At 66.3% G+C, this 24474-nt stretch carries 19 protein-coding genes and 1 riboswitch; of the genes, 7 read left to right on the forward strand and 12 right to left on the reverse strand.

Going from position 1 to position 24474, the window contains the following annotated elements; all coding sequences use genetic code 11:
- Nucleotides 1-13: 13 nt before the first annotated feature.
- The 3 genes from ACDH77_RS05770 to raxX all read right to left on the reverse strand — a co-directional run bounded on the left by ACDH77_RS05770 (nucleotide 14) and on the right by raxX (nucleotide 5336).
- Nucleotides 14-1648: a carboxylesterase/lipase family protein gene (locus tag ACDH77_RS05770; RefSeq protein ID WP_008576585.1), complete on the reverse strand. Its 1635-nt coding sequence runs from the start codon at nucleotides 1646-1648 to the stop codon at nucleotides 14-16.
- A gap of 178 nt (nucleotides 1649-1826) precedes the next feature.
- Nucleotides 1827-4700 carry an aminomethyl-transferring glycine dehydrogenase gene (gene gcvP / locus ACDH77_RS05775; RefSeq protein ID WP_218489165.1) on the reverse strand — a complete coding sequence of 958 codons (2874 nt, stop codon included), beginning with the start codon at nucleotides 4698-4700 and terminating at the stop codon, nucleotides 1827-1829.
- A 90-nt stretch (nucleotides 4701-4790) separates the two neighbouring features.
- Nucleotides 4791-4905, reverse strand: a riboswitch (glycine riboswitch).
- A gap of 251 nt (nucleotides 4906-5156) precedes the next feature.
- The gene (gene raxX / locus ACDH77_RS05780; protein ID WP_014089614.1) at nucleotides 5157-5336 is read right to left on the reverse strand and encodes a RaxX family RiPP; all 180 of its coding nucleotides are present in this window, start codon (nucleotides 5334-5336) and stop codon (nucleotides 5157-5159) included.
- 422 nt (nucleotides 5337-5758) lie between these two features.
- Between raxX and raxST the strand changes: the two genes are divergently transcribed.
- The 5 genes from raxST (at nucleotide 5759) to ACDH77_RS05805 (ending at nucleotide 11992) form a co-directional block, all read left to right on the forward strand.
- The gene (gene raxST / locus ACDH77_RS05785; protein ID WP_029818891.1) at nucleotides 5759-6562 is read left to right on the forward strand and encodes a RiPP modification sulfotransferase RaxST; all 804 of its coding nucleotides are present in this window, start codon (nucleotides 5759-5761) and stop codon (nucleotides 6560-6562) included.
- Nucleotides 6543-7886 carry an HlyD family secretion protein gene (locus tag ACDH77_RS05790; protein ID WP_031421554.1) on the forward strand — a complete coding sequence of 448 codons (1344 nt, stop codon included), beginning with the start codon at nucleotides 6543-6545 and terminating at the stop codon, nucleotides 7884-7886. The genes raxST and ACDH77_RS05790 overlap by 20 nt, the downstream gene beginning before the upstream one ends.
- Complete coding sequence (raxB, locus tag ACDH77_RS05795) at nucleotides 7883-10039, forward strand: peptidase domain-containing ABC transporter RaxB (protein WP_372353763.1); 2157 nt, start codon at nucleotides 7883-7885, stop codon at nucleotides 10037-10039. The genes ACDH77_RS05790 and raxB overlap by 4 nt, the downstream gene beginning before the upstream one ends.
- Before the next feature lie 278 nt (nucleotides 10040-10317).
- A complete protein-coding gene (locus ACDH77_RS05800) occupies nucleotides 10318-11571 on the forward strand; it encodes a multidrug effflux MFS transporter (protein ID WP_338338709.1) in 1254 nt (417 codons plus the stop codon).
- A 16-nt stretch (nucleotides 11572-11587) separates the two neighbouring features.
- On the forward strand, nucleotides 11588-11992 hold the full coding sequence (locus tag ACDH77_RS05805; protein WP_003484384.1) for a hypothetical protein: 405 nt from the start codon (nucleotides 11588-11590) through the stop codon (nucleotides 11990-11992).
- A 483-nt stretch (nucleotides 11993-12475) separates the two neighbouring features.
- Here the strand turns inward: ACDH77_RS05805 and ACDH77_RS05810 are convergent, their stop codons facing one another.
- The 4 genes from ACDH77_RS05810 to ACDH77_RS05825 all read right to left on the reverse strand — a co-directional run bounded on the left by ACDH77_RS05810 (nucleotide 12476) and on the right by ACDH77_RS05825 (nucleotide 18870).
- Nucleotides 12476-14494: a M2 family metallopeptidase gene (locus tag ACDH77_RS05810; RefSeq protein ID WP_031421562.1), complete on the reverse strand. Its 2019-nt coding sequence runs from the start codon at nucleotides 14492-14494 to the stop codon at nucleotides 12476-12478.
- A gap of 114 nt (nucleotides 14495-14608) precedes the next feature.
- Entirely contained in the window at nucleotides 14609-16276 is a 1668-nt protein-coding gene (locus ACDH77_RS05815; RefSeq protein WP_014089619.1) for a phosphoethanolamine transferase, read from the reverse strand.
- Complete coding sequence (locus ACDH77_RS05820; RefSeq protein ID WP_029818899.1) at nucleotides 16273-17037, reverse strand: phosphatase PAP2 family protein; 765 nt, start codon at nucleotides 17035-17037, stop codon at nucleotides 16273-16275. Before ACDH77_RS05820 ends, ACDH77_RS05815 begins: the two co-directional genes overlap by 4 nt.
- 99 nt (nucleotides 17038-17136) lie before the next feature.
- Entirely contained in the window at nucleotides 17137-18870 is a 1734-nt protein-coding gene (locus ACDH77_RS05825) for a glycosyltransferase family 39 protein (protein ID WP_184422267.1), read from the reverse strand.
- Nucleotides 18871-19086: 216 nt separating this feature from the next.
- On the opposite strand from ACDH77_RS05825, the gene ACDH77_RS05830 reads away from it, so the two are divergent.
- On the forward strand, nucleotides 19087-19803 hold the full coding sequence (locus ACDH77_RS05830; RefSeq protein ID WP_003484375.1) for a response regulator transcription factor: 717 nt from the start codon (nucleotides 19087-19089) through the stop codon (nucleotides 19801-19803).
- Nucleotides 19769-21085, forward strand: a complete 1317-nt coding sequence (locus tag ACDH77_RS05835; RefSeq protein WP_029818902.1) for a HAMP domain-containing sensor histidine kinase — start codon at nucleotides 19769-19771, stop codon at nucleotides 21083-21085. Before ACDH77_RS05830 ends, ACDH77_RS05835 begins: the two co-directional genes overlap by 35 nt.
- 170 nt (nucleotides 21086-21255) lie before the next feature.
- On the opposite strand, the gene ACDH77_RS05840 is transcribed toward ACDH77_RS05835, so the two are convergent.
- From ACDH77_RS05840 to ACDH77_RS05860, 5 genes are all read right to left on the reverse strand, one after another.
- Nucleotides 21256-21747, reverse strand: a complete 492-nt coding sequence (locus tag ACDH77_RS05840; protein WP_029818903.1) for a hypothetical protein — start codon at nucleotides 21745-21747, stop codon at nucleotides 21256-21258.
- 68 nt (nucleotides 21748-21815) lie between these two features.
- Nucleotides 21816-22073 carry a cell division topological specificity factor MinE gene (gene minE, locus ACDH77_RS05845; protein WP_003484370.1) on the reverse strand — a complete coding sequence of 86 codons (258 nt, stop codon included), beginning with the start codon at nucleotides 22071-22073 and terminating at the stop codon, nucleotides 21816-21818.
- 2 nt (nucleotides 22074-22075) lie between these two features.
- A complete protein-coding gene (gene minD, locus ACDH77_RS05850; RefSeq protein ID WP_005930297.1) occupies nucleotides 22076-22885 on the reverse strand; it encodes a septum site-determining protein MinD in 810 nt (269 codons plus the stop codon).
- Nucleotides 22886-22920: 35 nt separating this feature from the next.
- Nucleotides 22921-23667, reverse strand: coding sequence for a septum site-determining protein MinC (gene minC / locus ACDH77_RS05855; protein WP_011346732.1), 747 nt, complete (start codon nucleotides 23665-23667; stop codon nucleotides 22921-22923).
- 3 nt (nucleotides 23668-23670) lie between these two features.
- Complete coding sequence (locus ACDH77_RS05860) at nucleotides 23671-24270, reverse strand: GNAT family N-acetyltransferase (protein WP_008574695.1); 600 nt, start codon at nucleotides 24268-24270, stop codon at nucleotides 23671-23673.
- Nucleotides 24271-24474: the final 204 nt, after the last annotated feature.

Genomic DNA, 24474 nt, shown 5'->3' on the forward strand with positions numbered 1-24474 from the left:
ACCGATCGCCCTGTCACGGCGACGATGGCTGCACCGATGTTGTCGCAGTGTCTGCACGCGCATCCCAGAACGCACAACGATGACGCTGCACGAAGTCGGGCGTTGCGCCGATCCTGTGTGGCGACAGCGTCAGTGGCGTGTCGCCATCAAACAGCGGCCACCGCGGCCGCCCGCCACCGTTGGGATCGCCGGTGCGCGCGAACGCACCCCAATAATCCTGCACCGTGTTGGCAAACGCCTGCTGCGCCGGACTGAACTGCGCCCGGCCACTGAGTACCCACGGGCGCTGAAACAGATACACCAGTTCAGAGGCGTGGAACGCGCCCAATGCAGGCGAAAACGGCAGGCGTAACAGACCGTACGGCGCGTGCGGGTCGTCGAACTCGTAGGCGTACACCGGCGCATGCGTGCGCAATGCCCGCCCCAGCCGGCGTGTGGGGCAGGCGAAGCCGCCATCGGTCACGATGTCGGCGAACGCCTCCCAGCGCGATTGCGCGGCAACGGCTGCGTATTGCGTCAGCACCGGGGCTGGAGAGGCATGCATGCGTTGCACGCGCGCTTCATATCCGCCGCGCAGGTTGAGCTTGCCGATGTAGGACAGCAATTGCGCAAACAAACGCCCTTCATCGCGATTGGTGCCCATCAGTACCGGCACCTGCGCATGCCGACCGCTGGCGATTGCGGCGGCCGGCGGCAGCGGCAACGCCTGGCCGCCGGACATCGGCGCCCACGCATCGCTGCCGGTCAGGCCGCGCCGTTGTGGTACTGCATCGGCCAGCGTTTCGGCCGGCAGTGCGCGCAGGCATGCGGCAACATCGTGCGTGCGTGCGCAACCCAGGCGTTGCGCCATGCGGACGCCGCCACTTTCTGCCTCGCGCTGTGGCACGCTGGAATCGCTCGCCAGGCAACTGCCGCTTTGCAGGATGGCGCGTTGAAACAACCCCGCCGCGCCGGGCGAGGCGAGCTGATAACAGATGCTCCACGCACCGGCCGATTCGCCGAACACGGTGACGTTGTGCGCATCGCCGCCGAACGCGGCGATATTGCGTTGCACCCAGCGCAAGGCCGCTTGCTGGTCGAGCAATGCATAGGCGCCTTCGCCTTCGCCACGCAGGCCTGGATGCGCGAAGAAACCGAACACGCCCAGCCGATAGTTGGGTGCCACCACAATGACATCCTGGCGCGCAGCCAACGCGCTCAGGTCGTAGTCGACATTGCTGCCCAATTCCAGCGCACCGCCATAGATCCACACCATCACCGCGCGTGGATGCGCTGCTGCCGGGCCGGGCGGTGCGTAGACATTGAGCGTGAGGCAATCTTCGGACACATGCTTCTGCCCGAAGCGATAGCGCGGCAGGCAGGCCGGGCCGGCCTGGGTGGCATCGCGGACCTGCGTCCATGCGGCTGGCGGTTGCGGTGCGCGAAAGCGCAGTGCACCCACCGGCGGCGCCGCGAACGGCACCCCCAGGAATGCCCGACCCTGTGCACTGGCCACACCGCGCACCGGGCCGGCCGTTGTCTGCACCACTTCGGCACGCGCATCGGGCGCGTGCACCAGCGCCGGCACCTCGCCGGGACGGCGCGGTGCGCAGCCAATCAGCAGGCAGGCTGCCACCAGAACGGCACCAAGAAAGTTCAGTTCACGCATGCGCCAGGGTCTGCTGTGGGATGAAAGCGTCCGTCATCATCCTGGTGGCACGTGTAGGCCAGGAAAACGGCTGGCAGCGCGCTGGGGCGTGTATGGCATCCGGGCATTCACACGCAGCCCAATAAAAAACCCAGCCGTGTCACCGGCTGGGTTTTGTCGGCCATCGCGGGTACGGCGATCAGGCCTCGGCGTCTTCCTTGTATGCATCCACCGGGATGCAGGCGCACATCACGTTCTTGTCGCCGTAGACGTTGTCCACGCGCGCCACCGGCGGCCAGTACTTCTGCTGCTTGAGGCTGGGCAGCGGGAAGGCGGCCAGTTCGCGCGGGTAGGCATGCGTCCACTCGCTGGCCGACACCTGCGTTGCGGTATGTGGCGCGTGCTTGAGCGGGTTGTCCTCGCGGTCCAGGCGGCCGTCTTCGATGGCGCGGATCTCTTCGCGGATCTGGATCATCGCGTCGATGAAGCGGTCCAGTTCATGCTGCGATTCGCTTTCGGTCGGTTCCACCATCAGCGTGCCGGCGACCGGGAAGCTCAAGGTCGGCGCATGGAAGCCGAAGTCGATCAGCCGCTTGGCGATGTCCTCGGCGCCGATGCCGCTGGTCTTCTCCAGCGGGCGCACGTCGAGGATGCACTCGTGCGCCACCAGCCCGTTGCGGCCGGTATACAGCGTCTTGTAGTGCGGCGCCAGGCGCTTGGCGATGTAGTTGGCGTTGAGCAATGCCACTTGCGTGGCCTTGCGCAGACCGGCGCTGCCCATCATGGTCACGTACATCCAGCTGATCGGCAGGATCGAGGCCGAGCCGTAACTTGCTGCGCTCACCATGCCGACATCGCCTTCGCCGCCCAGCGTCTTCGGCAAATACGGGGCCAGGTGGGACTTCACCGCACACGGGCCCACGCCCGGGCCGCCGCCGCCATGAGGAATGCAGAAGGTCTTGTGCAGGTTCAGATGCGACACGTCCGAGCCCCACTTGCCGGGCTTGGCCACGCCGACCAGCGCGTTCATGTTGGCGCCATCGGTATAGACCTGGCCGCCATGCGCATGCACCGCTTCGCAGATCGCCACCACGTCTTCTTCGAACACGCCGTGGGTGGACGGGTAGGTGATCATCAGCGCCGCCAGGCGGTCGGAATATTTTTCCGCCTTGGCGCGGATGTCATCCACGTCCACATTGCCGTTGGCATCGCACTTGGTCACCACCACGGTCATACCGCACATCTGCGCCGACGCCGGATTGGTGCCGTGCGCGGACTCGGGAATCAGGCAGATGTCGCGATGCGCTTGCCCACGTGCGCGGTGATAGGCGCGGATCGCCAGCAGGCCGGCGTATTCGCCTTGCGCGCCGGAATTGGGTTGCAGGCTGACCGCATCGTAGCCGGTGCACTCGACCAGCATCGCTTCCAGTTCGTCGATCAGCTGCGCGTAGCCGGCCGATTGTTCTGCCGGTGCAAGCGGGTGGATGGCGCCGAACTCCGGCCAGGTCACCGGAATCATCTCGGCGGTGGCGTTGAGCTTCATGGTGCAGCTGCCCAGCGGGATCATGGTGCGATCCATCGCCAGGTCCTTGTCTGCCAGCGAACGCATGTAGCGCAGCAGTTCGTGTTCGCTGTGGTGGGTGTTGAACACCGGGTGGGTCAGGAACGGGGTGGTACGCAGCAGACCCTGCGGCAAGGCATCGGCGGTGGCGGCATCCAGCGCGTCCACATCCGCCTGCGCACCGAACAACGCAGCCAGTGCGACCACATCGGCGCGCGTGCTGGTTTCGTCCAGGCTGATGCCGACCGCTTCGCTGTCGATGGCGCGCAGGTTGATGCCGGCTGCACGCGCACGGGCGTGGATGGCATCGGCATCGATGGCCTTGACGTGCAAGGTGTCGAAGAAGCGCTCGCCCACGGTAATGCCGGCGCTGCGCAGTGCCGCCGCCAGGATCGCCGCCAGGCGGTGCGTGCGGCGCGCAATGCGGGTCAGGCCGTCGGGGCCGTGGTAGACCGCATACATCGACGCCATCACCGCCAGCAGCACCTGCGCGGTGCAGATGTTGGACGTGGCCTTTTCGCGGCGGATATGTTGCTCGCGGGTCTGCAAGGTCAGGCGATACGCCGGGTTGCCGGCGGCATCGATCGACACGCCGATCAAACGGCCCGGCATCGAGCGCTTGTAGGCATCGCGGCAGGCCATGAACGCGGCATGCGGGCCGCCGAAACCGAACGGCACGCCGAAGCGCTGCGAATTGCCGACCACGATGTCGGCGCCCCATTCCCCCGGGGCGGCGATCAGCGTCAGTGCAAGCAGATCGGTGGCCACCGCAACCAGGCCGCCTTGTGCGTGCACGGCGTCTGCCAGTGCGGCGTGATCGCCGATATGACCGAAGCTGTCCGGGTACTGCAGCAGCACGCCGAAGCACTCGGCCTGCAGCGCTTCTTCCGGCGTGCCGACGCGCAGCACGATGTCCAGCGGCTCGGCGCGCGTGCGCAGCAGTTCCAGCGTCTGCGGATGCACTGCGTCATGCACGAAGAACGTGTTGGACCTGGACTTGGCCGAACGCTTGGCCAGCGTCATCGCCTCGGCCGCGGCGGTGGCTTCGTCCAGCAGCGAGGCGTTGGCAATCTGCATGCCGGTGAGGTCGGCGCACAGGGTCTGGAAGTTGATCAGCGCTTCCATGCGGCCTTGCGAAATTTCCGCCTGGTACGGTGTGTAGGCGGTGTACCAGGCCGGGTTTTCCAGGATGTTGCGCAGGATGACCTTCGGCGTGTGGGTACCGTAGTAGCCCTGGCCGATGAAGTTGCGGAACACGGTGTTCTTGTCGGCGATGGCGCGGATCTTGGCCAGCGCTTCTTCTTCGGTGATCGCCTCGGGCAGCGCCAGCGGCGCCGGCGACTTGATGTTGCCCGGCACGATGGCATCGGTCAGCGCATCCAGGCAGGCGTGGCCGACCACGTCCAGCATCTGGGCGATTTCCGCGTCGTTGGGGCCGATGTGGCGCTCGACGAACGCGCTGTGGTGTTCGAGGTCGCGCAGGGAAGACGGGGTCTGGGACATGGCGGGCATCCGGAGTAGGGGCAGACGAATGGTCGACCCGCATCACGGCCGGTATGACGCGCATGCGCGCACCACGACCTGCCGCAGCAGCAGTCTTCCTCGCGCCCCTCTGTCCTTTTGCCTGAGAGTTTAAAAACGCGGCCTGGCCCGCGGCCTGCCTGCGTTTCGTGCCCCTTCGGCGCCGGCATCGGCCGGTCTCTCCAGAGTTGTACTGCGGATGGTATCGGGCCTGAGCGATTACGGGCTGTTGCGCCTTCGGCAGCGGCAGTGCCGCTTCTCCCACCGTGTTGCCTGGCTAGTATAGCCAGCGCCCAGCCGCTTGGCGAAACGCTTTTCGGCGCCATGAAATGCCAAAGGCCGGGCGAGTCGCCTCGTCCGGCCTCCGGGGTTTGAGCGGCTGCTGTTCTCCGCTACCGGGTGGTCCGGCAACGGCAGCGCCCGCTCGCGACTGCCCGCGCAGGCGGATCAGTGGTGCCCGTTCTTGGGCGGCGGATCGTGCTTGGTATTGGCGCCCGGCGGGGGATAGTCCCCACCGCCGACATGCTTCCACAGACGCTGGTCCAGGGGCTCCAGCTGGCCCTTGGCCCCGGCGGGCCGCTGCAGCGCTTGCGCACCATTGGTTGGCGATTTTTTCGACAGATTCATGTTGACGTCCTCACGGGTTTTCCCTTCGTACGCAGCGTCACGCCGCCCGAAGGGACGACTGCGTGACCGCCTCGGCCATCTGCCCGTTGGCCGGTGAGGCGACAGTGGTCGCTGGACCGCAGAGCCGGGGACAGCACCATGCGATCCAGCGTGCGCGGGTGCCGTTGCGACCCAGGGCCGGCGCACGACGCTGTGTGCGCGGTAACGAACGTCGCATCCGCCAGGTCCGTGCCGGCATGTGCCGATGTGATGCCGGTCACGGCAAGCGCTCCCGACCGCTCGGCCGGATCGCTGGCATTCGCAAAGCGCAGCGCCTTTGCGCAGCGCGTCCGCGTGTGCAGTGGCACGCGATGCAGGCTTGGCTGGCGATGCGTCTGGCCGGCATGCCGCCGCCGACCAGCATCGGACAGGGGAGGCGCGAGGTGAACTACCATTTCATTTCCGGGCTGCCGCGGGCGGGCTCGTCCTTGCTGGCCGCGTTGCTGCGACAGAACCCGCATGTGCACGCCGATGTCACCTCGCCGGTGGCGCGACTGTACGCGGCGATGCTGATGGGCATGAGCGAGGAACATCCCTCCAACGTGCAGATCGACGACGCACAGCGGGTGCGGCTGCTGCGTTCGGTCTTCGACGCCTATTACCAGGATCGCCAGGGGCTGGGCACGGTGTTCGACACCAATCGCGCCTGGTGCAGCCGCCTGACAGGGCTGGCGACGCTGTTCCCGCACAGCCGCCTCATCTGTTGCGTTCGCGATGTTGGCTGGGTCGTCGATAGCTTCGAGCGCCTGGCGCAGACCCAGCCGCTGCGCTTGTCGGCGTTGTTCGGTTACGACCCGGAAGATTCGGTCTCGTTGCGCGCGGACCTGCTGACCGCGCCGCGCGGCGTGGTGGGCTATGCACTGGACGGGCTGCGCCAGGCGTTCTACGGCGAACATGCCGATCGACTGCTGCTGTTGCGCTACGAAACGCTGGCGCAGCGGCCGGCGCAGGCGATGGAGCAGGTCTACGCCTTCCTGCAACTGCCGGCGTTCGCGCACGACTATGCTGGTGTCCAGGCCGAGGCCGAACGCTTCGATGCCGCGTTGCAGATGCCGGGCCTGCATCGCGTCCGTCGCGGGGTGCAGTATGTCCCCCGGCGCAGCGTGTTGCCGCCGGCGCTGTTCGAGCGGTTGCAGGAGCTGGCCTTCTGGGAACGCGGGCCCTCGCATGGAGCCCTGCTGGTATGAGCAGGCGCGTGGCGTGGCAGCGCACGGCGACGCGGCGGCACCGAGCAGGCAGGCAGCACGGGCGGGCGTCGGCGGCCGCCAGCGGATGACGACCCTGTTTCGACGCGAGGCGGTGGACTACCGGCAGCGCAGTCGGCTCGGGCCGGTGGTGCTGCGCCAGCATGGCGCGCTACGTTGGTGCGTAGGCCTGCTGATGACGACCGTGATCCTGCTGCTGGTCGGATTCTTCCGCCTGGGCTTCGCGCGCAGCGAGACCTTGTATGGCACGGTCGTCCCGGCGGGCGGACTGATCTCCGTCACCACACCGCAGTCGGGCGTGGTGGTGCAGGTCGGCGCCGTGCAGGGCCAGCGCGTCGCTGCGGGCCAGCTGCTGTTCGTGTTGTCGGCCGAACATCGCGACGATCGCGGGCGGCCGACCCAGCGCGCTGCTGTGGTGCTGGCCGAACAGCAGCGCCTGGCCGTCGAGGCGATGGCGCAGTTGCGTGCCCAGGGGCGCGTGCAGCAGCAGGCGGCTGCGCGGGCGCTGGCCGGCCTGCGCGACCGCTTGCAGCAGATCGACGCCGAGCTGGACTTGCTGCGCCATCGGCAGCAACTGACCCAATCGATCGAGCAACGTTACCGTACCGCGTTGACGCGCGGCCTGGTCAGCCAGCAATTCGTCGATGAGAAACAGGCCGACGTGCTCGACCAACGCGCGCATACCCTGGAGCTGCAGCGCGAGCGCATGGCCTTGGCCGATGCGCTTGCGCAGGCCCAGGCCGAGGTGCAGCAGTTACCGTCGAACTTGCGCCAACAATTGGCGATGGCCGGTGCCGGCCTGCAGGAGGACCGGCGTGCGGCGATCGAGCAGGCGGCCGCATCGCGTTGGGAAGTGCGCGCGCCGCGTGCCGGGCGTGTGGCGCTGCGACCGCTGCAGCGCGGGCAGGCGGTCGCGCAGGGGCAACGCCTGGCCGATCTGCTGCCGACGTCGATGGCGACCGAGGTCGTGTTGTATGCGCCCTCCAGGGCCGCCGGGCTGATCGGCCCCGGCATGCCGGTGCAACTGCGCTTCGATGCCTTGCCCTACCAGCACTACGGTCAGTTCGCCGGGCAGGTGGTCGAGATCGCCGTCGCGCCCGAACCGCCGCGTGTCGACTCGGTCTCGGTAAGCGAGCCGTTGTACCGCGTGCGGGTGCGCCTGGCCGGGGATGCCGCGCTGCGTGCAGGACGCACGGCGGTCCTGCGACCGGGTATGCGCGTGCAGGGCACGCTGGCATTGGAACGGCGGCGCTTCTCGCAGTGGGCATTCGAGCCGCTGTCCAGTTTGCACGGCACGCTGCGATGAGCCGCTGGTGGGCGCAGTTGCGCCGAGCGTCCGGCGTGCGTGGATTGCCGATGATCCTGCAGGGGCAAGTCGGCGAATGCGGATTGGCGGCCATGGCCATGATCGCCCACTATCACGGTTGCCACATCGGCCTGGCCGAACTGCGCCGCCGCTTCCTGCTATCGCGACAGGGCACCAACCTGGCCAATCTGGTCGCGATCGCGCAGGCGCTCGGTCTGCAGGCGCGCGCGTTGCGGCTGGAAATGGACGCGCTGCCGGAGTTGCAGCTGCCCTGCGTCGTGCATTGGGATCTCAATCATTTCGTCGTGCTCAAGCGGGTGGGCACCCGTCGTCTGCAGATCCACGATCCGGCCAGCGGGCCGCGGAGCCTGACGCCGGGCGAATTCGCCCGGCATTTCTCCGGGATCGCGCTGGAACTCAGCCCGGCCGCCGACTTCCGTCCGCAAGCTGCGGCGCCGGCAGTGGCGTTGTCCTCGTTGATCGGTCGTGTCCACGGGCTTGGACGTGCGGTCTGGCAGGTGCTTGCGTTGGCATTCGCGCTCGAGGTGCTCAGCCTGGGAATGCCGTTCCAACTGCAGTGGATCGTCGATCAGGCGGTGCCGTCGGCCGACATCGGGTTGATCCATGTCCTTGGCGCCGGGTTCCTGTTGCTGGTGGTCCTGCAATCCTGCATCGCCCTGCTGCGCGGATGGCTGATCGCCAGCGTGTCGGCACAGCTGGGTTTTCAATGGATGGGGCAGGTGTTTGCGCACCTGCTCGCGCTGCCGTTGGCGTATTTCGAGAAGCGTCACCTCGGCGGAATCCAGTCGCGATTCGCCTCGATCGTGCAGGTGCAACGCACCTTGACGACCGGATTCACCCAGACCCTGGTCGATGGCGTGCTGGTGATCGGCACCCTCGGCCTGATGCTGGTCTACAGCGTCGGCCTCAGCGCGATCACGCTGCTGGCGGTAGCGCTGTATGCGGCGACACGCTGGCTGTGGCTGCGGCGGATGCGCGAAGCCGCCGCCGAGCAGTTGTTGTGGGACGCGCGCCAGCACACCCACCTGCTGGAGAGCGTGCGCGGCATCCAGGGCGTGCGGCTGTTCGGTCGCCAGCAGGTGCGGCGCATGGACTGGACCCATCTGCTGGCCGAACAGACCAATGCACAACTGCGCCTGGCGCAGGGCGAGGTCTGGCAGTCGTCGATCAGGCTCCTGCTGTTCGGATGCGAGCGGGTGCTGGTGATCTGGCTCGCCGCGTTCGCGATCCTGCGCGCAGAGCTTTCGCTGGGCATGCTGCTGGCCTTCATGGCCTATCGCGAGCAGTTCGCCATGCGCTTGTCCGAGCTGATCGATCGGCTGGTGGAGTTCCGTCTGTTGCGCGTCCATCTGGAGCGGGTGGCCGACATCGTCCATCAGCCGCGCGAGGAGGCCGATCAGCGCATCGATGCGCCTGCCTGGAACGACACCACCATCGAACTGTGCGGCATCGGCTTCCGCTATGCCGACGATACCCCGGCCGTGCTCGAAGACGTCAGCGTGCGCATCGCCAGCGGGGAATGCGTGGCCATCACCGGCGCGTCGGGGTGCGGCAAGACCACCTTGGTCAAAGTGATCCTCGGGCTGCTGAAACCCAGCGCCGGGCAAGTGAAGATCGGCGGGCGCCCGCTGAGCGAGACGGCGCTGACGCCCTATCGCGCCATCGTCGGCACGGTGATGCAGGACGATCTGCTGTTCACTGGATCGGTCAGCGAAAACATCAGTTTCTTCGACCCGGAGCCGGATCAGGCGCAGGTCGAACGTTGCGCGCGCATCGCCGGCGTGCACCAGGAGGTGGAGCAGATGCCGCTAGGCTACGCCTCGTTGTTGAGCGAGGCGGGTACCGGGTTGTCGGGCGGGCAGCGGCAACGCGTCTTGCTGGCACGCGCGCTGTACAGGTCGCCACGCATCCTGGTGCTGGACGAAGCGACCAGCCATCTGGACGTCATGAACGAGCAGCGCGTCAATCGCGCCATCCAGGCAATGCAGGTCACCCGGATCATCGTGGCGCATCGGTGCGAAACCGTGGCCATGGCCGCGCGCGTCATTACCCTGGAGCAGGGCCGGGTGGTGAGCGATCAGCCGATCGCCGATTGGCAGCGGCTGCAGGAGCGCTCCGCCGCAGCCGACTGATCGCTGCCGTTGGCCGCTGGCGCCGAGCACTGCCGGCGCCGTCATTGCCGGGTGCGCAGCCGCTCGGCTGGGCAGGATGACGATGCCGTGCTAGGACGAAGCGGACGCGGCTGCGATTTATGTGCCTGCGTGCCGCGCATGCGCTCCATCGCTGGCCGCATGCGGTGGCAGTTGGCGTAAAGTGTCGGCTTCTTTGCCCCATGCCTGCCGCTGCGCTCGTTGGCCTGACCACCGCTGCCGGTGCCTGCGCGTGGGGAGTCCTCCGGGTACCGTTGCGCATGACTTCTGCTGTTCCCTCCACCCGTCGCATGGCGCTGCTGCTGGCCGGGCTGGCGATGTTCGGCCCGTTTTCGATCGACACCATCTTCCCGGCGTTCTCGCAGCTTGGCCGCAGCCTGGCGGTGGACCAGGTGGCGATCCAGCAGACCATCAGCGTCTATCTGCTGGCGTATGGCCTGATGAGCATCGCGCACGGGCCGTTGTCCGATGCCTGGGGCCGCAAGCGGGTGATCCTGGGCGGGCTGACCTTGTTTATCGCCGGCTCGATCGGCTGTGCGCTGTCGCAAGACTTGCCCACACTGCTGGCATTCCGCGCGCTGCAGGGCCTGTCGGCCGGCGTGGGCATGATCGTCGGGCGGGCGGTGATCCGCGACCTGTTCCATGGCCCGGACGCACAACGGCTGATGAGCCAGGTGTCGATGATCTTCGGGATTGCGCCGGCCATCGCGCCGATCATCGGCGGCTGGATCCTGCTCAGTGGCGGCGGCTGGCCGTTGATCTTCTGGTTCCTGGTGGTGTTCGGCCTGGTGCTGCTCATCGCAACCCTGACCTGGCTTCCCGAGACCCACCCCGTGGAGGCGCGCACGCCGCTGCAGTTCAAACGCCTGTTGCAGGATTACGTGCGCATCGGCTTCAACCCGCGCTTCCAGCGTCTGGCCGCGGCCGGTTCGTTCAACTTCGCCGGCATCTTCCTGTACATCGCGTCGGCGCCGGTGTTGATCATGCAGCACCTGAAGCTGGGCGAAGGCGATTTCGCCTGGCTGTTCATTCCCACCATCGGCGGCATGACGCTGGGCTCGTTCCTGTCCGGGCGCATGGCCGGGCGCATGCAGCCGGTGCGGCAGATCCGCATCGGCTTCATCTGCTGCGGGGTGGCGGCGCTGGCCAATCTGGCCTACACCTTTGCAGTGGCGCAAATCGCGCTGCCGTGGGCGGTGCTGCCGATCTTCCTGGCCGGCGTGGGCATGGCGCTGATCTTCCCGATCCTGGCGCTGGCGGTGCTGGACATGTACCCGCAGCAGCGCGGCCTGGCCTCTTCGCTGCAGGCCTTCACGCAGTTGATGACCAATACGGTGGTGGCCGGGGTGCTGTCGCCGCTGCTGAGTGAGCATCCGCGGCATCTGGCGATCGGCATGACCGGCTTTTTCTTGCTGGGCTGGCTATTCTGGCGCTGGGAGCGCCGCAGCGGCCGCCGTCTACGGCACCGCCAGGCCACCGAGGCAGTGCCTCTGGAGCCGGCCGACCACCTCTGACCTCACAGGAGCCTGCATGTCCACCGATTCCAAGTTGCGCCGTGATGCCCGCAAGCGCGCCGCCGAGCGCCAGCGCAACCAGGCCGCCGCCAATCCCGCGCCGGTGTCCCCGATCGAACCGCATGCCGAACTCCGCGACCAGCAACGCACCCTGTTGGCCGGCATCGTCCGCCGCGACGGTGAATGGGTGCTGGGCATGGATGGCCGCATCGCCGGCGAAAGCACCAGCGCCGCCCAGGTGCTGGCGCTGATCATGCGCGCGGCCGAGTTGCACGAACGCCAGGGCACCCCCGTGCGGCTGACCTACTCGGACGCCCTCAAGGACGCCGCGCACGCCGAAGCCCGTGCCGACGGCATGGAGTTCGAGCAGTTCAAGACCAGGTTGAGCGAACGGTTGCAGGGCGGCACCAAGCTCAACTGATCCTGCTGGAACAAGCGCTGCTAGACGCACTGCCTGACACGTCTGCTGTCCAAGACAGCGTTGGGTGTCAGTCAGGGCGTGTCACTGGACGCGCAACAGCGGGTGGACGATGCCGAAGTAGATGGTGCAGCAGCCTGCCGCAGGTCGCCAAAGCGATGAGCATGCTCATCGCGATCACGGTTTGATCAGTGGCAGGATGCCACCGCGCCATGCAGGCGGGAAACGCTGGCAGCTGCGCGCTGTGTTGCGAGCCGATCAATCCCGGTCACTGCCAGCAATAAGCAATCGTCAGGTGCCACGCCAGCGACAACAGCACCGCCAACGCTGCGATGCACCCACCTGCCGTCATACAGACCAGCAACCACCGCGTGCAACGCTGACCGATCATCGACGCAACACCTCGCTGTCAGAGAGCGCTGCGCCTGAGCAATCTGCCGAAGCGACGGTTGGCCGGTGGTCGACGCTTTCCTTTGACATGCGTCATCAGCGCGCCGTCGCAGGCGCAGTCGTCGTGGTTGCCGGAGCGGCGGCCGTTGCCTGCCACCCGCACATCTGCCCTTGATTCTGCTGCTTGAGCCATTCGCTCATCGGCGCGAAGTATTCCAGCATCGGGCCGGCATCGAGTTTGTCGTTGCCGGTGAGTTCCTTGAGTGTGGTCTGCCAGGGTTGGCTGGAACCACGCTGCAGCATCGACCAGAACTTCTGCCCGGCGTCCTTGTTGCCGTAGAAGCTGCATTCGTACAGCGGCCCCTGATGGCCGGCAGCCTGGCACAGGCCTTTGTAGAATTGGAATTGCAGGATATGCGCCAGGAAATAGCGCGTGTACGGCGTGTTGCCCGGCACGTGGTACTTGGCGCCAGGGTCGAAGAATTCTTCGCCGCGCGTGCCGACCGGCGCCACGCCCTGGTACTTGGCTTTCAGTTCCCACCAGGCCTGGTTGTAATGCTCGGGCGTGATGGAGCCGTCGAACACGCCCCAGCGCCAGCGGTCGATCATCAAACCGAACGGCAGGAACGCCACCTTGCTCAGGGCCATGCGCATCTGCGAATTGATCAACGACTCGCGGCCGGTCTGTTGCTCGCCCACCATGCCGATCGACTGCAGGTACTTGGGCGTCATCGCCAGCACGATGGTGTCGCCGATCGCTTCGTGGAAGCCATCGTTGGCGCCGTTCTGAAACAGCGGCGGCAACGGGTTATAAGCCAGGTCGTAATAGATGTGGCCCAGCTCGTGGTAGATGGTGGTGAAGTCTTCTTCGGTCGGCTTGATGCACATCTTGGTGCGCACGTCCGCGCCGATGTTCTGGTTCGGCTCGCCGCCCATGTTCATGTCCCAGGCGCTGGCGTGGCACACCACATCGCGATCCAGCGGCTTGATGAACTGCGAGCGCTGCCAGTACGTGTCCGGCAGCTTGGGCATGCCCAGCGATGTGTAGAAATCCTGCGCGCGTTCGGTCATCTGCTTGGCGGTACGCAGCTGCGCCTCGCGTTCGGCGTTGAAGCGTGCGGCCGCGCCACCATCGCCGCCGGTGTTGCGCGCCAGCACTGCGCTGAGGTTGCCTTGGTACTGCTTTTCCAGCGCGGAGGTGATGTCCAGATCGCCGGCGCCAGGGTAGGGCTGCAGCAGATCCCACAGGTTGCTCCAGTCCTGCTGCCACATATTGCCCATCAGGTGTGCCGGCAACAGGCCGCCGGCGACCTCGCCCTTGTCCTTGCCGTATTGCGTATCGAGTTTGCCGCGCGCATAGCACTGCAACTGCGCATACAACGGTTTGACCTGTTCCCACAGACGGTCGGTTTCGCTGGCCAGTTGCGCCGGCGGCATGTCGTAGCCGCTGCGCCATAGCACCCCGACGTCGGCGAAACCCAGCCCGCGTGCGCCCTCGTTGGCCAGTTCGACGAAGCGTTGGTAGTCCTTGCGCATGGGCTGCGCAGTGCTGTGCCAGCCCTGCCAGGCGTCGAGTTGTTCGTTGTAGTCGCGGCTGCTGGCCAGCACTTGCTCCAACTCGCCGAGCTGGCGGCAGCGGCGCTGCTCGCCTTCGCCCACGCAGTAGCTGCCCGCGCCGTAATCGCCTTCCATCTTGGCGGCGATGCGGGTGAGTTCGGCCAGCTTGGCCGGGTCGCGCGGTGCGGGCAGGGCACTCATCAATTTCAGCAATTGCAGCGCACGCGCACTGTCGGCCGACATCGGTGTGCCGGCGTACTGCTTGGATTGTTCGATCCACCGGTCCAGCTGCGCCAGCGAGCGTTCGTTGGCCTTGGCCGCCAGCAACTGCGAATCGCCGTTGATGTAGGTCGACGACAGCCACTGCGCCGCAGTGATTTCCGGATAGGCCGCCTTGTATTCGGCGCTGATGCGCGCAACGAACTGGTCGGCGCTTTCGGCCAGCGCGGTCTTGCTCGCCACAGGTGTGTCCGGTGGTGCCGCATCCCGGCGGCAGGCCGACAAGCTCAGGGTGCCGGCAGCCACAGCCAACGCCAGCAACAGCAAACGAGGATTCACGGGTGGTCCTTGCAGTGAAGTCCGGCGAAGGCTAGAGCGCGCCGGGGTTCAGGGCAAGGGGCAACGCACGCCACGCATGCGATGTGCGGCGCGGGCAGACGCAGGCGTTGGCGATCAGCGCAGCGTGGTGCCGGTGCACTTGGCGAACAGGTCGCGCTCGGGCGCATAGACGCTGGTCTTGACCTGCATCAACCCAAGCACGGACGGGAACAGCGCATCCTGATCGGTATATTGCCCTGCACGGTGGCGCAGGCAGGCTTCATCCAGGCCGCGATCGCGCGCGAACTCCGGCGAGAACCACATCACCATCGGCACATGGGTCTGCTCCTTGGGCGCGATGGCATACGGAACGCCATGCAGGTACAGGCCTTTTTCGCCAAGCGATTCGCCGTGATCGGAGAGATAGATCATCGCCGTGTCGTAGTCCGGCAGGCCACGCAGCGCGTGGATGGCCTGATTGAGGAAATGGTCGGTGTACAGGATCGAATTGTCGTAGGCGTTGACGATGTCCTGGCGGCCGCAGCTGCCCAGATCCGCGGTCTTGCACACCGGCTTGAAGCGTTCGAACTGCGCCGGGTACCGTTCGAAGTAGCTCGGGCCATGGCTGCCCAGTTGGTGCAGCACCACCACGCGGTCGCCAGGCTTTGCGCGCACCTGCGCAGCCAGGTCGCTCAACAGGATCTCGTCCATGCAGCGGCCATCGGCGCACAGGCCCGGTGTGGTGGCATCGTCCAGCTTCTGGATCTCCAACCCGTCGCACACGCCCTTGCAGCCGGACTGATTGTCGCGCCACAGCGTCGAAATGCCGGCATGTTCCAGCACATGCAGGAACGACTGATGGCCACGAATCATGTCTTCGTTGTAGTCGCGACGCCCGTAGGGCGAGAACATGCAGGGCACCGAGACTTCGGTGCTGGTCCCGCACGAATGCATGTCGGGGAAGTTGATCACCCCTGCCTGTGCCAGCTCCGGCGTGGTCTGTCTGGCATAGCCGTTGAGTCCCCAGTTCTGCGCGCGTGCGGTTTCCCCCAGCACCACCAGCAACAAGCGCGGGCGGCTGCCCGGCGCGCGCGGCGTGGCCATGGCGTCGTGTTCGATCGGCTGTTTGGGAGCACGCTTGATCGGCGATTCGGATTTGAGGTTTTGCCGCAATGCCACGATGTAATTGATCGGCGTGGCCAAATAACGCACTTCGCGGTGATTGCGCATCAGTGCGGAAATATCCTGCGACGAGAGCATGGCGCCAGCAGCGCCCACCACTGCGACCACCAGCAGGAAGCCCGATCGCACCAGCACCGCCTTGCCCGCACTGCGTGCGCGCAAACGTGTGCGCCACAGCAATGCGGTCGGAATCAGGAAGTAGCACACCAGCGGCAGGATCAGGCCCGGCGTGAGCAACTCGCGCGATTCCTTGTGATCGGTATGCAGCACGTTGCGCAGCATGTCCGCATCCAGATAGACGTTGTAGCTGTCCATGTAGTGCGCGGCCAGCGCGGTGGTGAACAGCAAGAGCGTCAGCAGCGGCTTTGCATTCCAGCGCCAGACCAGGATGCCCAGGAGCAGCGCATGCACAGCCACCAACAGCGCCATCAACGAGATCGCAAACCCGATGCTGCCCGGATGCGTGGCCATGGCCGTGCGCCAGAACAACTGATTGCACACCAACGCAAAAAACAGGCTCGACAGCAGCACCAAAGCTTCGGTCGACACCGTCGGCCGCGTACTCCACGTCAGCGCGCGCAGGCCACCACGCCTGCGCGGTTCCGGCAACCAGGTACTCATGCTGCATCCCCCGAGAGCAACACCAATCCAAGCGCGCGACGCGGCCGTTGCAGCATCACGCAGTACAGCGCCAGTGCGCTCACCCAGCAAACCGCCAGCGACCACAGGTCATGCGAGAGAAAATGCGCGCCGCGCAATTGTTGCGCAACACCGAAAATGAGACCTGCTGCCAAGCCTATGAACAAACCTGCAAACCGCCATGCAGGACGGAGCGCCAGCGCACAAAAATACAGTGCCACCCACGCATAACCGGCACTGGCATGGCCGGCAGGAAAACACCCGGACGCGGCGATGCCGTGGCGCGATTCGAATAGCCCGATCATCGCTTGCGTACCGCCATAGCGGCTCAGATCCCATGGGCAATCCATCGCCGTCCACGACTTGAGCAGCGACACCAGCGAGGTCGACAGCGCGACGGAAGCGGCCAGGTAGGTCAGCGGCCAGCGCAACACCTTCAGGCGCGGCCTGCACCACGCAACGATGGCCAGCACCAGCACGCCGACTCCGGCTGCCGTGCTCAACCATTTACCCACGCGGTGGATCACGCCGCTGGTGAACCAGTGGTCCTTGAGTAACCAGTGGCCGCCTTCCAACCGATACAGCGCATCGGCGATCCATTGGTCGCCACCGGCGCCCATCAGCAGCGCGCTCGCCAACAGGACGCAGGCCAGGGGCAGCCACAGATGGCGCACGAGGAAGTGCGTCTCCACGCCGCTGGCGGTATGCGCCACGGTCGGCGCACGGATGGGAAGCGTTGTCATCGAGATGGCGGCCTGTGTCAATGCCCGACATCTTCGAAACCCGGATGTCGGAAAGCGGTCGGACCGGGGTTGCCCGGCCGTTAACCCGACACCAAGCGTTCAGTCTGCATCGCCTTCGCTACCGGTTTGTTCGGCGTCGGACGCAGCGGCGATGCAACCGGCATGCCACGCCGTGCCGGGCAGCAACTGCCATTGATTGCGATTGGACTCGCCGATATCGATGCGTTGCGCCGGATCGATACATGCCGGCACCGCCTGCTTGAGCACGAACAGCCAGCGAGTGTGCGGCGCTTGCGCAAGCCACGGGCCGGCCTTGGCCCATTGGTCCTGCCAGCTCGCCTTGAAGCCGAAATCGGTCACCGGGCGATCGGCCTGCAGCAGGTTCTGCTCGCGCCAGGCCAGCATGCCCAGCTGCGCGTCCGGGCCGATGCGCTGGCCCACGCGCTGCATCAGACGTGAGGACGAACTATAAGGATCCAGCGCCGGCATCAACCCCAGGCCGAACACCGTCCACAGCGCGGCGGTCATCACCACCAACGCGGTGCCCGCGCGTTTACCGCGCGACCATGCACTCGCCGCCAGGCCGACCACGCCCAGGCCGATCAACCAGAAACCCACCGGCTGCAGCGAGGCAAGCTCCATGCCGCGCTTGACTGCGGTGTTCTCGGCCCAGTGCAGATGCAACGCAATGCCGCCGCCCAGCGCCAGGCCGGCGACGGCAAGCAGCAGCACATACCCGGTCAGCAGCGCCCGCACGCCGCGCCGGCGCAACAACCCCGCCAGCAACGGCGCCGCGGCAATGCACAGTGCCGGCAGCATCGGGAAGATATAGACCTCGCGTTTGCCCGGGCTGGCGCTGAAGAACAGCAGCACCAGCACGCTCCAGGCCAGCAGCAGCACATAGCGCGGGTCGCCGCGGCGCAGTCGCCGCCACCAGGCCGGCAGCAGCCACGGCAACAACAGGCATCCGGGCAGCCACAAGGTGGCGATCACCTGCAGGTAGTACCAGAACGGTTTGACGTGATGCCAGGCGTGCGCGTAGCGCGTGCCGGTCTGCTTGAACAACAGCTCGTGCGCATAGGCATGCAGCTGCGGGTCGTCGCTGTGCCACAGCGCGATGCCCAGCGGCCCCAGCCACACCGCCGTACCGGCCACGAACGCCGGCAGCACCAGTGCCCAGCTGCGTCCTGCCAGCGCGCGCGCCGGCAATACGCGCCAATGCGTACGCCGCAGCGCCATCCACGGCAGCAAAACCAGCAGCGGCAGAAAACCGACGCCCTTGGTCACCGTGCCGACGCCGGCAGCAAACAGGCCCAGCGTCCAGGCGCGCCAGTCCGGCCCGCGCAGCAGGTGCCGCAGCAGTCCCCACAACGACAGTGTGGTCAGCGCCACCAGCACCATATCGATCTGCGCACGCTTGGCCATCAGGCCGAACTGCAGCACCGTGAACAAGGCCAGCACCGCGTGGGCCGCCACGCGCCGCGTCCAGAGCCGGCGCGCGATATCCCAGGTCAGCCACAACGTGGCCAGCGCGGCCAGCAGCGACGGCAGCACGAAGGCCACCGGCCAGTGCGGTACCAGTTCGTAGGTGGCCGCCTGCAGCCACATGAAGACCGGCGGTTTTTCTGCATACAACTCGCTGCCACGGTGCGGCAGCAGCCACTGGCCGGTCTCGACCATGGTGCGCGCGGCCAGCACGAAGCGCGGCTCGTCCGGCGGATTGGGTTGGCGCATGCCCAGCCCGGCCAGCAAGCTGACGACGATCAACAGCAGCGCGGCCAGCAGTGCACGCTGGCGGGATAAGGAGGCAGCGATGGCAGGCGACACGCGCACGCCCTGAGTAAATGCGGGCAGACACTATCTGGCAAGTGGGTCGGAAATTTGTCGGAGCCGAGCCTGCGTGATCGCGCATCGCAGCGCAGGCATCGCCATGCGCGGCTGCCGAAGCGCAACCGGTTGGAAGGCCGTACCGGCGATAGCGGTCGCGTTTGGCCGGCCTCGGTTAGGATGCGCACACTGTGCCTGCCGGGCCGTCCTGGAACCCCGCTCATGCGGCTGCTGGTCATTGAAGACAACCGCAATATGGTTGCCAACCTGTTCGACTATTTCGAAGCGCGCGGGCATACCCTGGACGCCGCGCCCGATGGCGTCACCGGCCTGCATCTGGCGACCACCCAGCATTACGACGCATTGATCCTGGACTGGATGATGCCGCGCATGGATGGACCGGAAGTGCTGCGTCGGCTGCGCGAGCAGCACCAGTCCGAATTGCCGGTGATCATGCTCACCGCACGCGACGAACTGCCGGACAAGATCGCCGGCTTCCGCGCCGGCGCCGACGACTACCTGACCAAACCCTTCGCACTGCCCGAGCTGGAGGTGCGCATCGAAGCCTTGCTGGCGCGTGCGCACGGCCGTCGCCGCGGCAAACTGCTGCAAGTGGCCGACCTGCGCCTGGACCTGGCCACGCTGGAAGCGACGCGCGCCGGCCAGGTGCTGCATCTGTATCCGGCCTGCCGCAAGTTGCTGGAAGTGCTCATGCAGGCCAGCCCGGCCGCGGTGACGCGGCAACGCCTGGAGCAATCGTTGTGGGGCGACGATCCGCCCGACGGCGACATGCTGCGCTCGCATATCTATGAGTTGCGTCGCAGCGTGGACGGCCCGTTCGCGCAAAAACTGATCCATACCTTGCCGCGGCTCGGCTACCGGCTGGCACAGCTGGATGCGGCCGATGCACCTGGCGCTGGCGACTGCAGCGATGTCTAAACAGCGCCCGTTGGGTCGCCGCGTGCTGGTGTGGTTGTTCGGCTACACGCTGCTGATGACCCTGGCGGTGTTCGGCACCGCGCAGTACCTGCACGAACGCGCCGAACACGGCGTGTGGCGCTCGCTGCTCAATTCCGAACTGGACAGCATTCTCGAGCGCAGCGTGCAGAATCCGGAGTATCACTGGCAGGACTCGGACACCTTGCGGCTGTACCGCGTCGACGATGTCGCGCGCACGCCGCCGGTCTTGCGCACCCTGCATCCCGGCCTGCACGACGGTCTGGAGATCGCCGGCCGCCAGAGTGCCGTGATGGTGCGCGACACCGCGCATGCCGGCCGCCTGGCCCTGGTGCTGGACATCACCGATTTCGAAGCGCTGGAAAAGTTCCTGACCCGCTGGATGCTGGCCGCTGGGATCGCGCTGATCGGCATCACCTTGCTGATGGGCACGTATGCGATGGCCCGGCTGGTGCGCCCTTTGGTGGAACTTGCGCGCGACATCGGCGCGTTGCGTCCAGGGCAGCGTGCGCAGCAGATTGCGGTCGGGCCACAGGGCAGCGCCGAACTGTACGTGATTGCCGATGCGCTCAACGATTATCTGGAACGCAACAGCCAGTTCGTCGACCGAGAGCGGGCCTTCATCGACAGCGCCAGCCACGAATTGCGCACGCCCATCGCGGTGATCGGCAATGCGGTGGAGCTGGCGCTGGAGCAACCCGGCACGCCGCCGGCGGTACGCCACCAGCTGCAGCGCATTGCCCAGACCAGCGCCTCGGTCGAGCAGTTGATCACCTTGCTGCTGGTGCTGGCCAAGGACCCAGGCCGGCTGGTGCGCAGCAGCGATGCGTTGCGGCTGGATCAGTTGCTGCCGGACATCGTGGCCGACCACACGCACCTGTGCGCCGACAAGGATCTGCAACTGGTCGTGGACCCGTTGCCGCCGTGCAGCCTGGTCGCCCCGGTCGCCATCGTGCAGACGGCCATCGGCAACCTGTTGCGCAACGCCATCGAAAACAGCGACCGCGGCATCATTCGCATCTCGCTGTCGGCGCCCGGCGTGGTCCGCATTGCCGACCCCGGCCATGGCATGACGCCCGAAGAGATCAGCGCCATCTACACGCGCCTGGCGCGCGGCAACGCACGCCAAGGGAGTGGCATCGGGCTGGAGCTGATCGGACGGTTGTGCGAGCACCTGGGCTGGCATCTGCAGCTGGATTCCAATGCAGGGCAGGGCACGGTGGCCACGCTGGATCTCTCCGGCGCCACGGCAACGGGATCCTGAGGCCGATCACTCGACCGACTGCGCTCAGGCCAGACGGTGCGTCCGCTACTCGGTACTGCAGGTGCCACACGTTCGCCGTGGCTGCTGCGAACGCCGCACCGCCCTGATGCCCGTCGCTGCTGACCACTGCTCGCTGCGGTTGGGCAGCCACTTGAACGCGCCGCGCAAGCTCAGGCAGGCAACAGGCCGCGTGCGTCCAGCCAGCTGCGCGCGTTCTCCGCGTCGTGCTCGAACCATGCACGGGTGGAGCCCAGCCGATACGTATAGCCCCAGCTGTCCATGTCCGCCATCAGGCGCGCGCTGCCCACGCCGGGCAGTTGCTCGGCCAGCAGGATCTGCAGGTAACAGGTGGCGTCTTCTTCCTCCACCGAATCGGTGGCGTCGGTATGCACGGCGGCGCGTTTTTCCGCAGGCAGCACGATCAGATGTCCGGCTTCGTGCAGGAGCGAATGCACCGGGGTGTCGTCGCGCACGTACACATCGCAGCCGATGATGCCGGCCTCCGGTTCGCCCCAGAAACTGCCTGGAATCGCTGCACCACTGTCCACGCGATGCAGGCGCAAGCCATAGCGCGCGAGCAGGGCGGCAGGTGCGTCCAGGCCGATATCGGCCACGCACAGGACATCGGCAGCGGTGGGTGTGGCAGTGGGGGCGGTGGTCACGCGCAATGGCTCGCGGTCGGGTCACATGCAACAACGGCACCGTGCGAACGTGGTGCCGTTGTCGGCGCTTACTTGTCGCCGTCTTCCGGAAGGGCGACCGAGATGTCCAGCACGTCGTGTTCGCCGTCCTTGACCAGATCCACGCGCACCGCATCGGCATCGATGTTGACGTACTTCTTGATCACTTCCAGCAGTTCGCGCTGCATCAGCGGCAGGTAATCCGGCCCGCCGCGGTGGTTGCGCTCCTGCGCAATGATGATCTGCAGGCGGTTCTTGGCCGTCTCGGCGGTGTTCTTCTTGCTCTTGAGAAAATCGAGCAGGCCCATGCTTACCCTCCGAACAGCTTGCTGAAGAAGCCTTTCTTCTCCACGGATGTGAATCGCATCGGGCGCTCCTCGCCCATGATGCGGGCGACTGCGTCGTCATACGCCTGGCCGGCCGGGGACTCGGCATCCAGGATCACCGGCTCGCCCTTGTTGGAGGCGTTGAGCACGTCGCCGGATTCGGGAATCACGCCGATCGCCTTCAGGCCCAGCACTTCTTCCACGTCGGTGATGCTGAGCATCTCGCCGCCTTCCACGCGGCCCGGGCTGTAGCGGGTCAGCAGCAGGAACGCCGGCACGGCCTTGCCTTCTTCGGCCTTGCGGGTCTTGGAATCGAGCAGGCCGATGATGCGGTCCGAGTCGCGCACCGAAGAGACTTCCGGATTGACCACCACCACCGCGCGGTCGGCGAAATACATCGCCAGGAACGCGCCTTTTTCGATGCCGGCCGGAGAATCGCAGACGATGTAGTCGAAGCCGTCGGCGGCCAGGTCCTTGAGCACCTTTTCCACGCCTTCCTGGGTCAGCGCGTCCTTGTCGCGGGTCTGCGAGGCGGCCAGGACGTACAGGTTCTCGAACCGCTTGTCCTTGATCAGCGACTGCTTGAGCGTGGCTTCACCGTGCACGACATTGACGAAGTCGTACACCACGCGCCGCTCGCAGCCCATGATCAGGTCCAGGTTGCGCAAGCCGACGTCGAAGTCGATGACCGCCACCTTCTTGCCGCGTTTGGCCAGCCCGCAAGCCAGGCTTGCGCTGGTGGTGGTCTTGCCGACGCCGCCCTTGCCGGAGGTGACTACGATGATTTCAGCCAAAGGATTTCTCCGAATATTTCTGTGGTTGGGCCGCGTCAATCAAGCGCAGCGATCTTGATCTGATCCTGCTCCAGCCAGACCTGGACGGCCTTGCCACGCAGGTCCATGGGAACATCGTCCAGCACCTTGTAGTGGCCAGCGATGGCAACCAGTTCGGCGTGGAAGTCGCGGCAGAAGATGCGCGCGTCGGGATTGCCCTGCGCGCCGGCCAGAGCGCGGCCACGCAGGGTACCGTAGATATGGATGCTTCCGTCGGCGATGACCTCGGCCCCGGCACCGACCGTACTGAGTACGGTCAGGTCGCAGTTCTCCGCGTACAGCTGCTGACCCGAACGCACCGCGGTGCGCTGCATCCGGCCCGGCGCCGGTCGCGCGGCCGGCGGTGCCGGCTCGGCACGTGCGGGCGGCGGCGGTGGCGGTGGCGGACTGACCGCGGTCGGCTCGTACTGCGCGCGAAATTTGGCCAGCAGCGGCACGCCCAACTGCTGGGACAGCAGGTCGATCTCGCTGGTGCCGTAGGCCAGCGCCACCGGCAGCACGCCGGCATCGCGCAGGCCGTCCAGCAGCGCCTTGGCCGTAGCCAGGTCCGGCACCTGCGACAGCCCGCCGAAATCCAGGATCACCGCCGCACGGCCAAACAACTTGGGCGCGCGGCTCACGCGCTCGCGCATTTCCTGCACCAGCCGCGGCACATCCAGCGTCCGCACACGCAGGTTGGCGATGCCCACCTGGCCGATCTTCAGTTCGCCGGCCTGTTCAAAATCCACATTCACACTTGCCACAACTCAGCTCCCCGTCGATGGGCTAGCGGTGGTGGCGGCATGACGCGGCCGGCCCACCCACGGCAAGTGGTCGGGCAACTTGCCGCCATAGGTCTCCTTGACCCACCGATAGCTGCACATGTCTTTCATCAGCATGCTGGCGCGCACTTCCACATCGGGCATGGTGTTCTGGCCAACCTCGCGGAAGCCGAAGCTGCCATGGAACAGCAAGGCCGCATCTGCGCCATGGTCCAGGAACACCTCGCACGCCAGCTGCGGGTAACGCAGCTCGGTATAGCTCTGCACATCGGCATAGAACGCCCGCCCGACGCCACCGCCGCGGCGGCGGCTGGCGACCACGATGCGGTCGATATAGAAGAATTCCGGGTGACGGTCCCGGAACCAGGCGAAATTGCTGCTGTCGTGCGCACTGCCGCTTCCGAAACCGACCAGAAACCCGGCCAGGTTGCCGTCGCGCTCGGCGACGCGGAAATACTCGGCCTGCTCGTAGAAACGTTGCAGCCTGGTTGAATCCAGCGGCAGGATCGCCAGTCCGGCATTGTTGTTCAGGGCCAGGACGGAATCGAGCTCGTGCTCGCGCACGTCGCGGATGACGATCGACATTGGGACTCCGTGGGGTAACGCGTCGACCCGAAATCGGATCTGCGTCGGATTATTACATGCGGGGCCTGAAGCGGCGACCCAGCGCATGCGATCGGCCGGCGCGCGGCAGGTGCCGGCGTGCAACGGCGCGTCAGCACAGGCGCTGCGCGGGTCCGACATCCGCCACCCGTGCACCTGCCGGCATGCATGACTTCCGGCAAGAGG

It is taken from the genome of Xanthomonas axonopodis pv. maculifoliigardeniae (assembly GCF_041519315.1).
Taxonomy (GTDB): Bacteria; Pseudomonadota; Gammaproteobacteria; order Xanthomonadales; family Xanthomonadaceae; genus Xanthomonas; species Xanthomonas euvesicatoria.

Coding starts and splice junctions, on each gene's coding strand:
- ACDH77_RS05770 (WP_008576585.1), bottom strand. CDS start 1,648: ATGCGTGAACTGAACTTTCTTGGTGCCGTTCTGGTGGCAGCCTGCCTG.
- gcvP (WP_218489165.1), bottom strand. CDS start 4,700: ATGCCCGCCATGTCCCAGACCCCGTCTTCCCTGCGCGACCTCGAACAC.
- raxX (WP_014089614.1), bottom strand. CDS start 5,336: ATGAATCTGTCGAAAAAATCGCCAACCAATGGTGCGCAAGCGCTGCAG.
- ACDH77_RS05790 (WP_031421554.1), top strand. CDS start 6,543: ATGGAGCCCTGCTGGTATGAGCAGGCGCGTGGCGTGGCAGCGCACGGC.
- raxB (WP_372353763.1), top strand. CDS start 7,883: ATGAGCCGCTGGTGGGCGCAGTTGCGCCGAGCGTCCGGCGTGCGTGGA.
- ACDH77_RS05800 (WP_338338709.1), top strand. CDS start 10,318: ATGACTTCTGCTGTTCCCTCCACCCGTCGCATGGCGCTGCTGCTGGCC.
- ACDH77_RS05805 (WP_003484384.1), top strand. CDS start 11,588: ATGTCCACCGATTCCAAGTTGCGCCGTGATGCCCGCAAGCGCGCCGCC.
- ACDH77_RS05815 (WP_014089619.1), bottom strand. CDS start 16,276: ATGAGTACCTGGTTGCCGGAACCGCGCAGGCGTGGTGGCCTGCGCGCG.
- ACDH77_RS05820 (WP_029818899.1), bottom strand. CDS start 17,037: ATGACAACGCTTCCCATCCGTGCGCCGACCGTGGCGCATACCGCCAGC.
- ACDH77_RS05830 (WP_003484375.1), top strand. CDS start 19,087: ATGCGGCTGCTGGTCATTGAAGACAACCGCAATATGGTTGCCAACCTG.
- ACDH77_RS05835 (WP_029818902.1), top strand. CDS start 19,769: ATGCACCTGGCGCTGGCGACTGCAGCGATGTCTAAACAGCGCCCGTTG.
- minE (WP_003484370.1), bottom strand. CDS start 22,073: ATGGGCCTGCTCGATTTTCTCAAGAGCAAGAAGAACACCGCCGAGACG.
- ACDH77_RS05860 (WP_008574695.1), bottom strand. CDS start 24,270: ATGTCGATCGTCATCCGCGACGTGCGCGAGCACGAGCTCGATTCCGTC.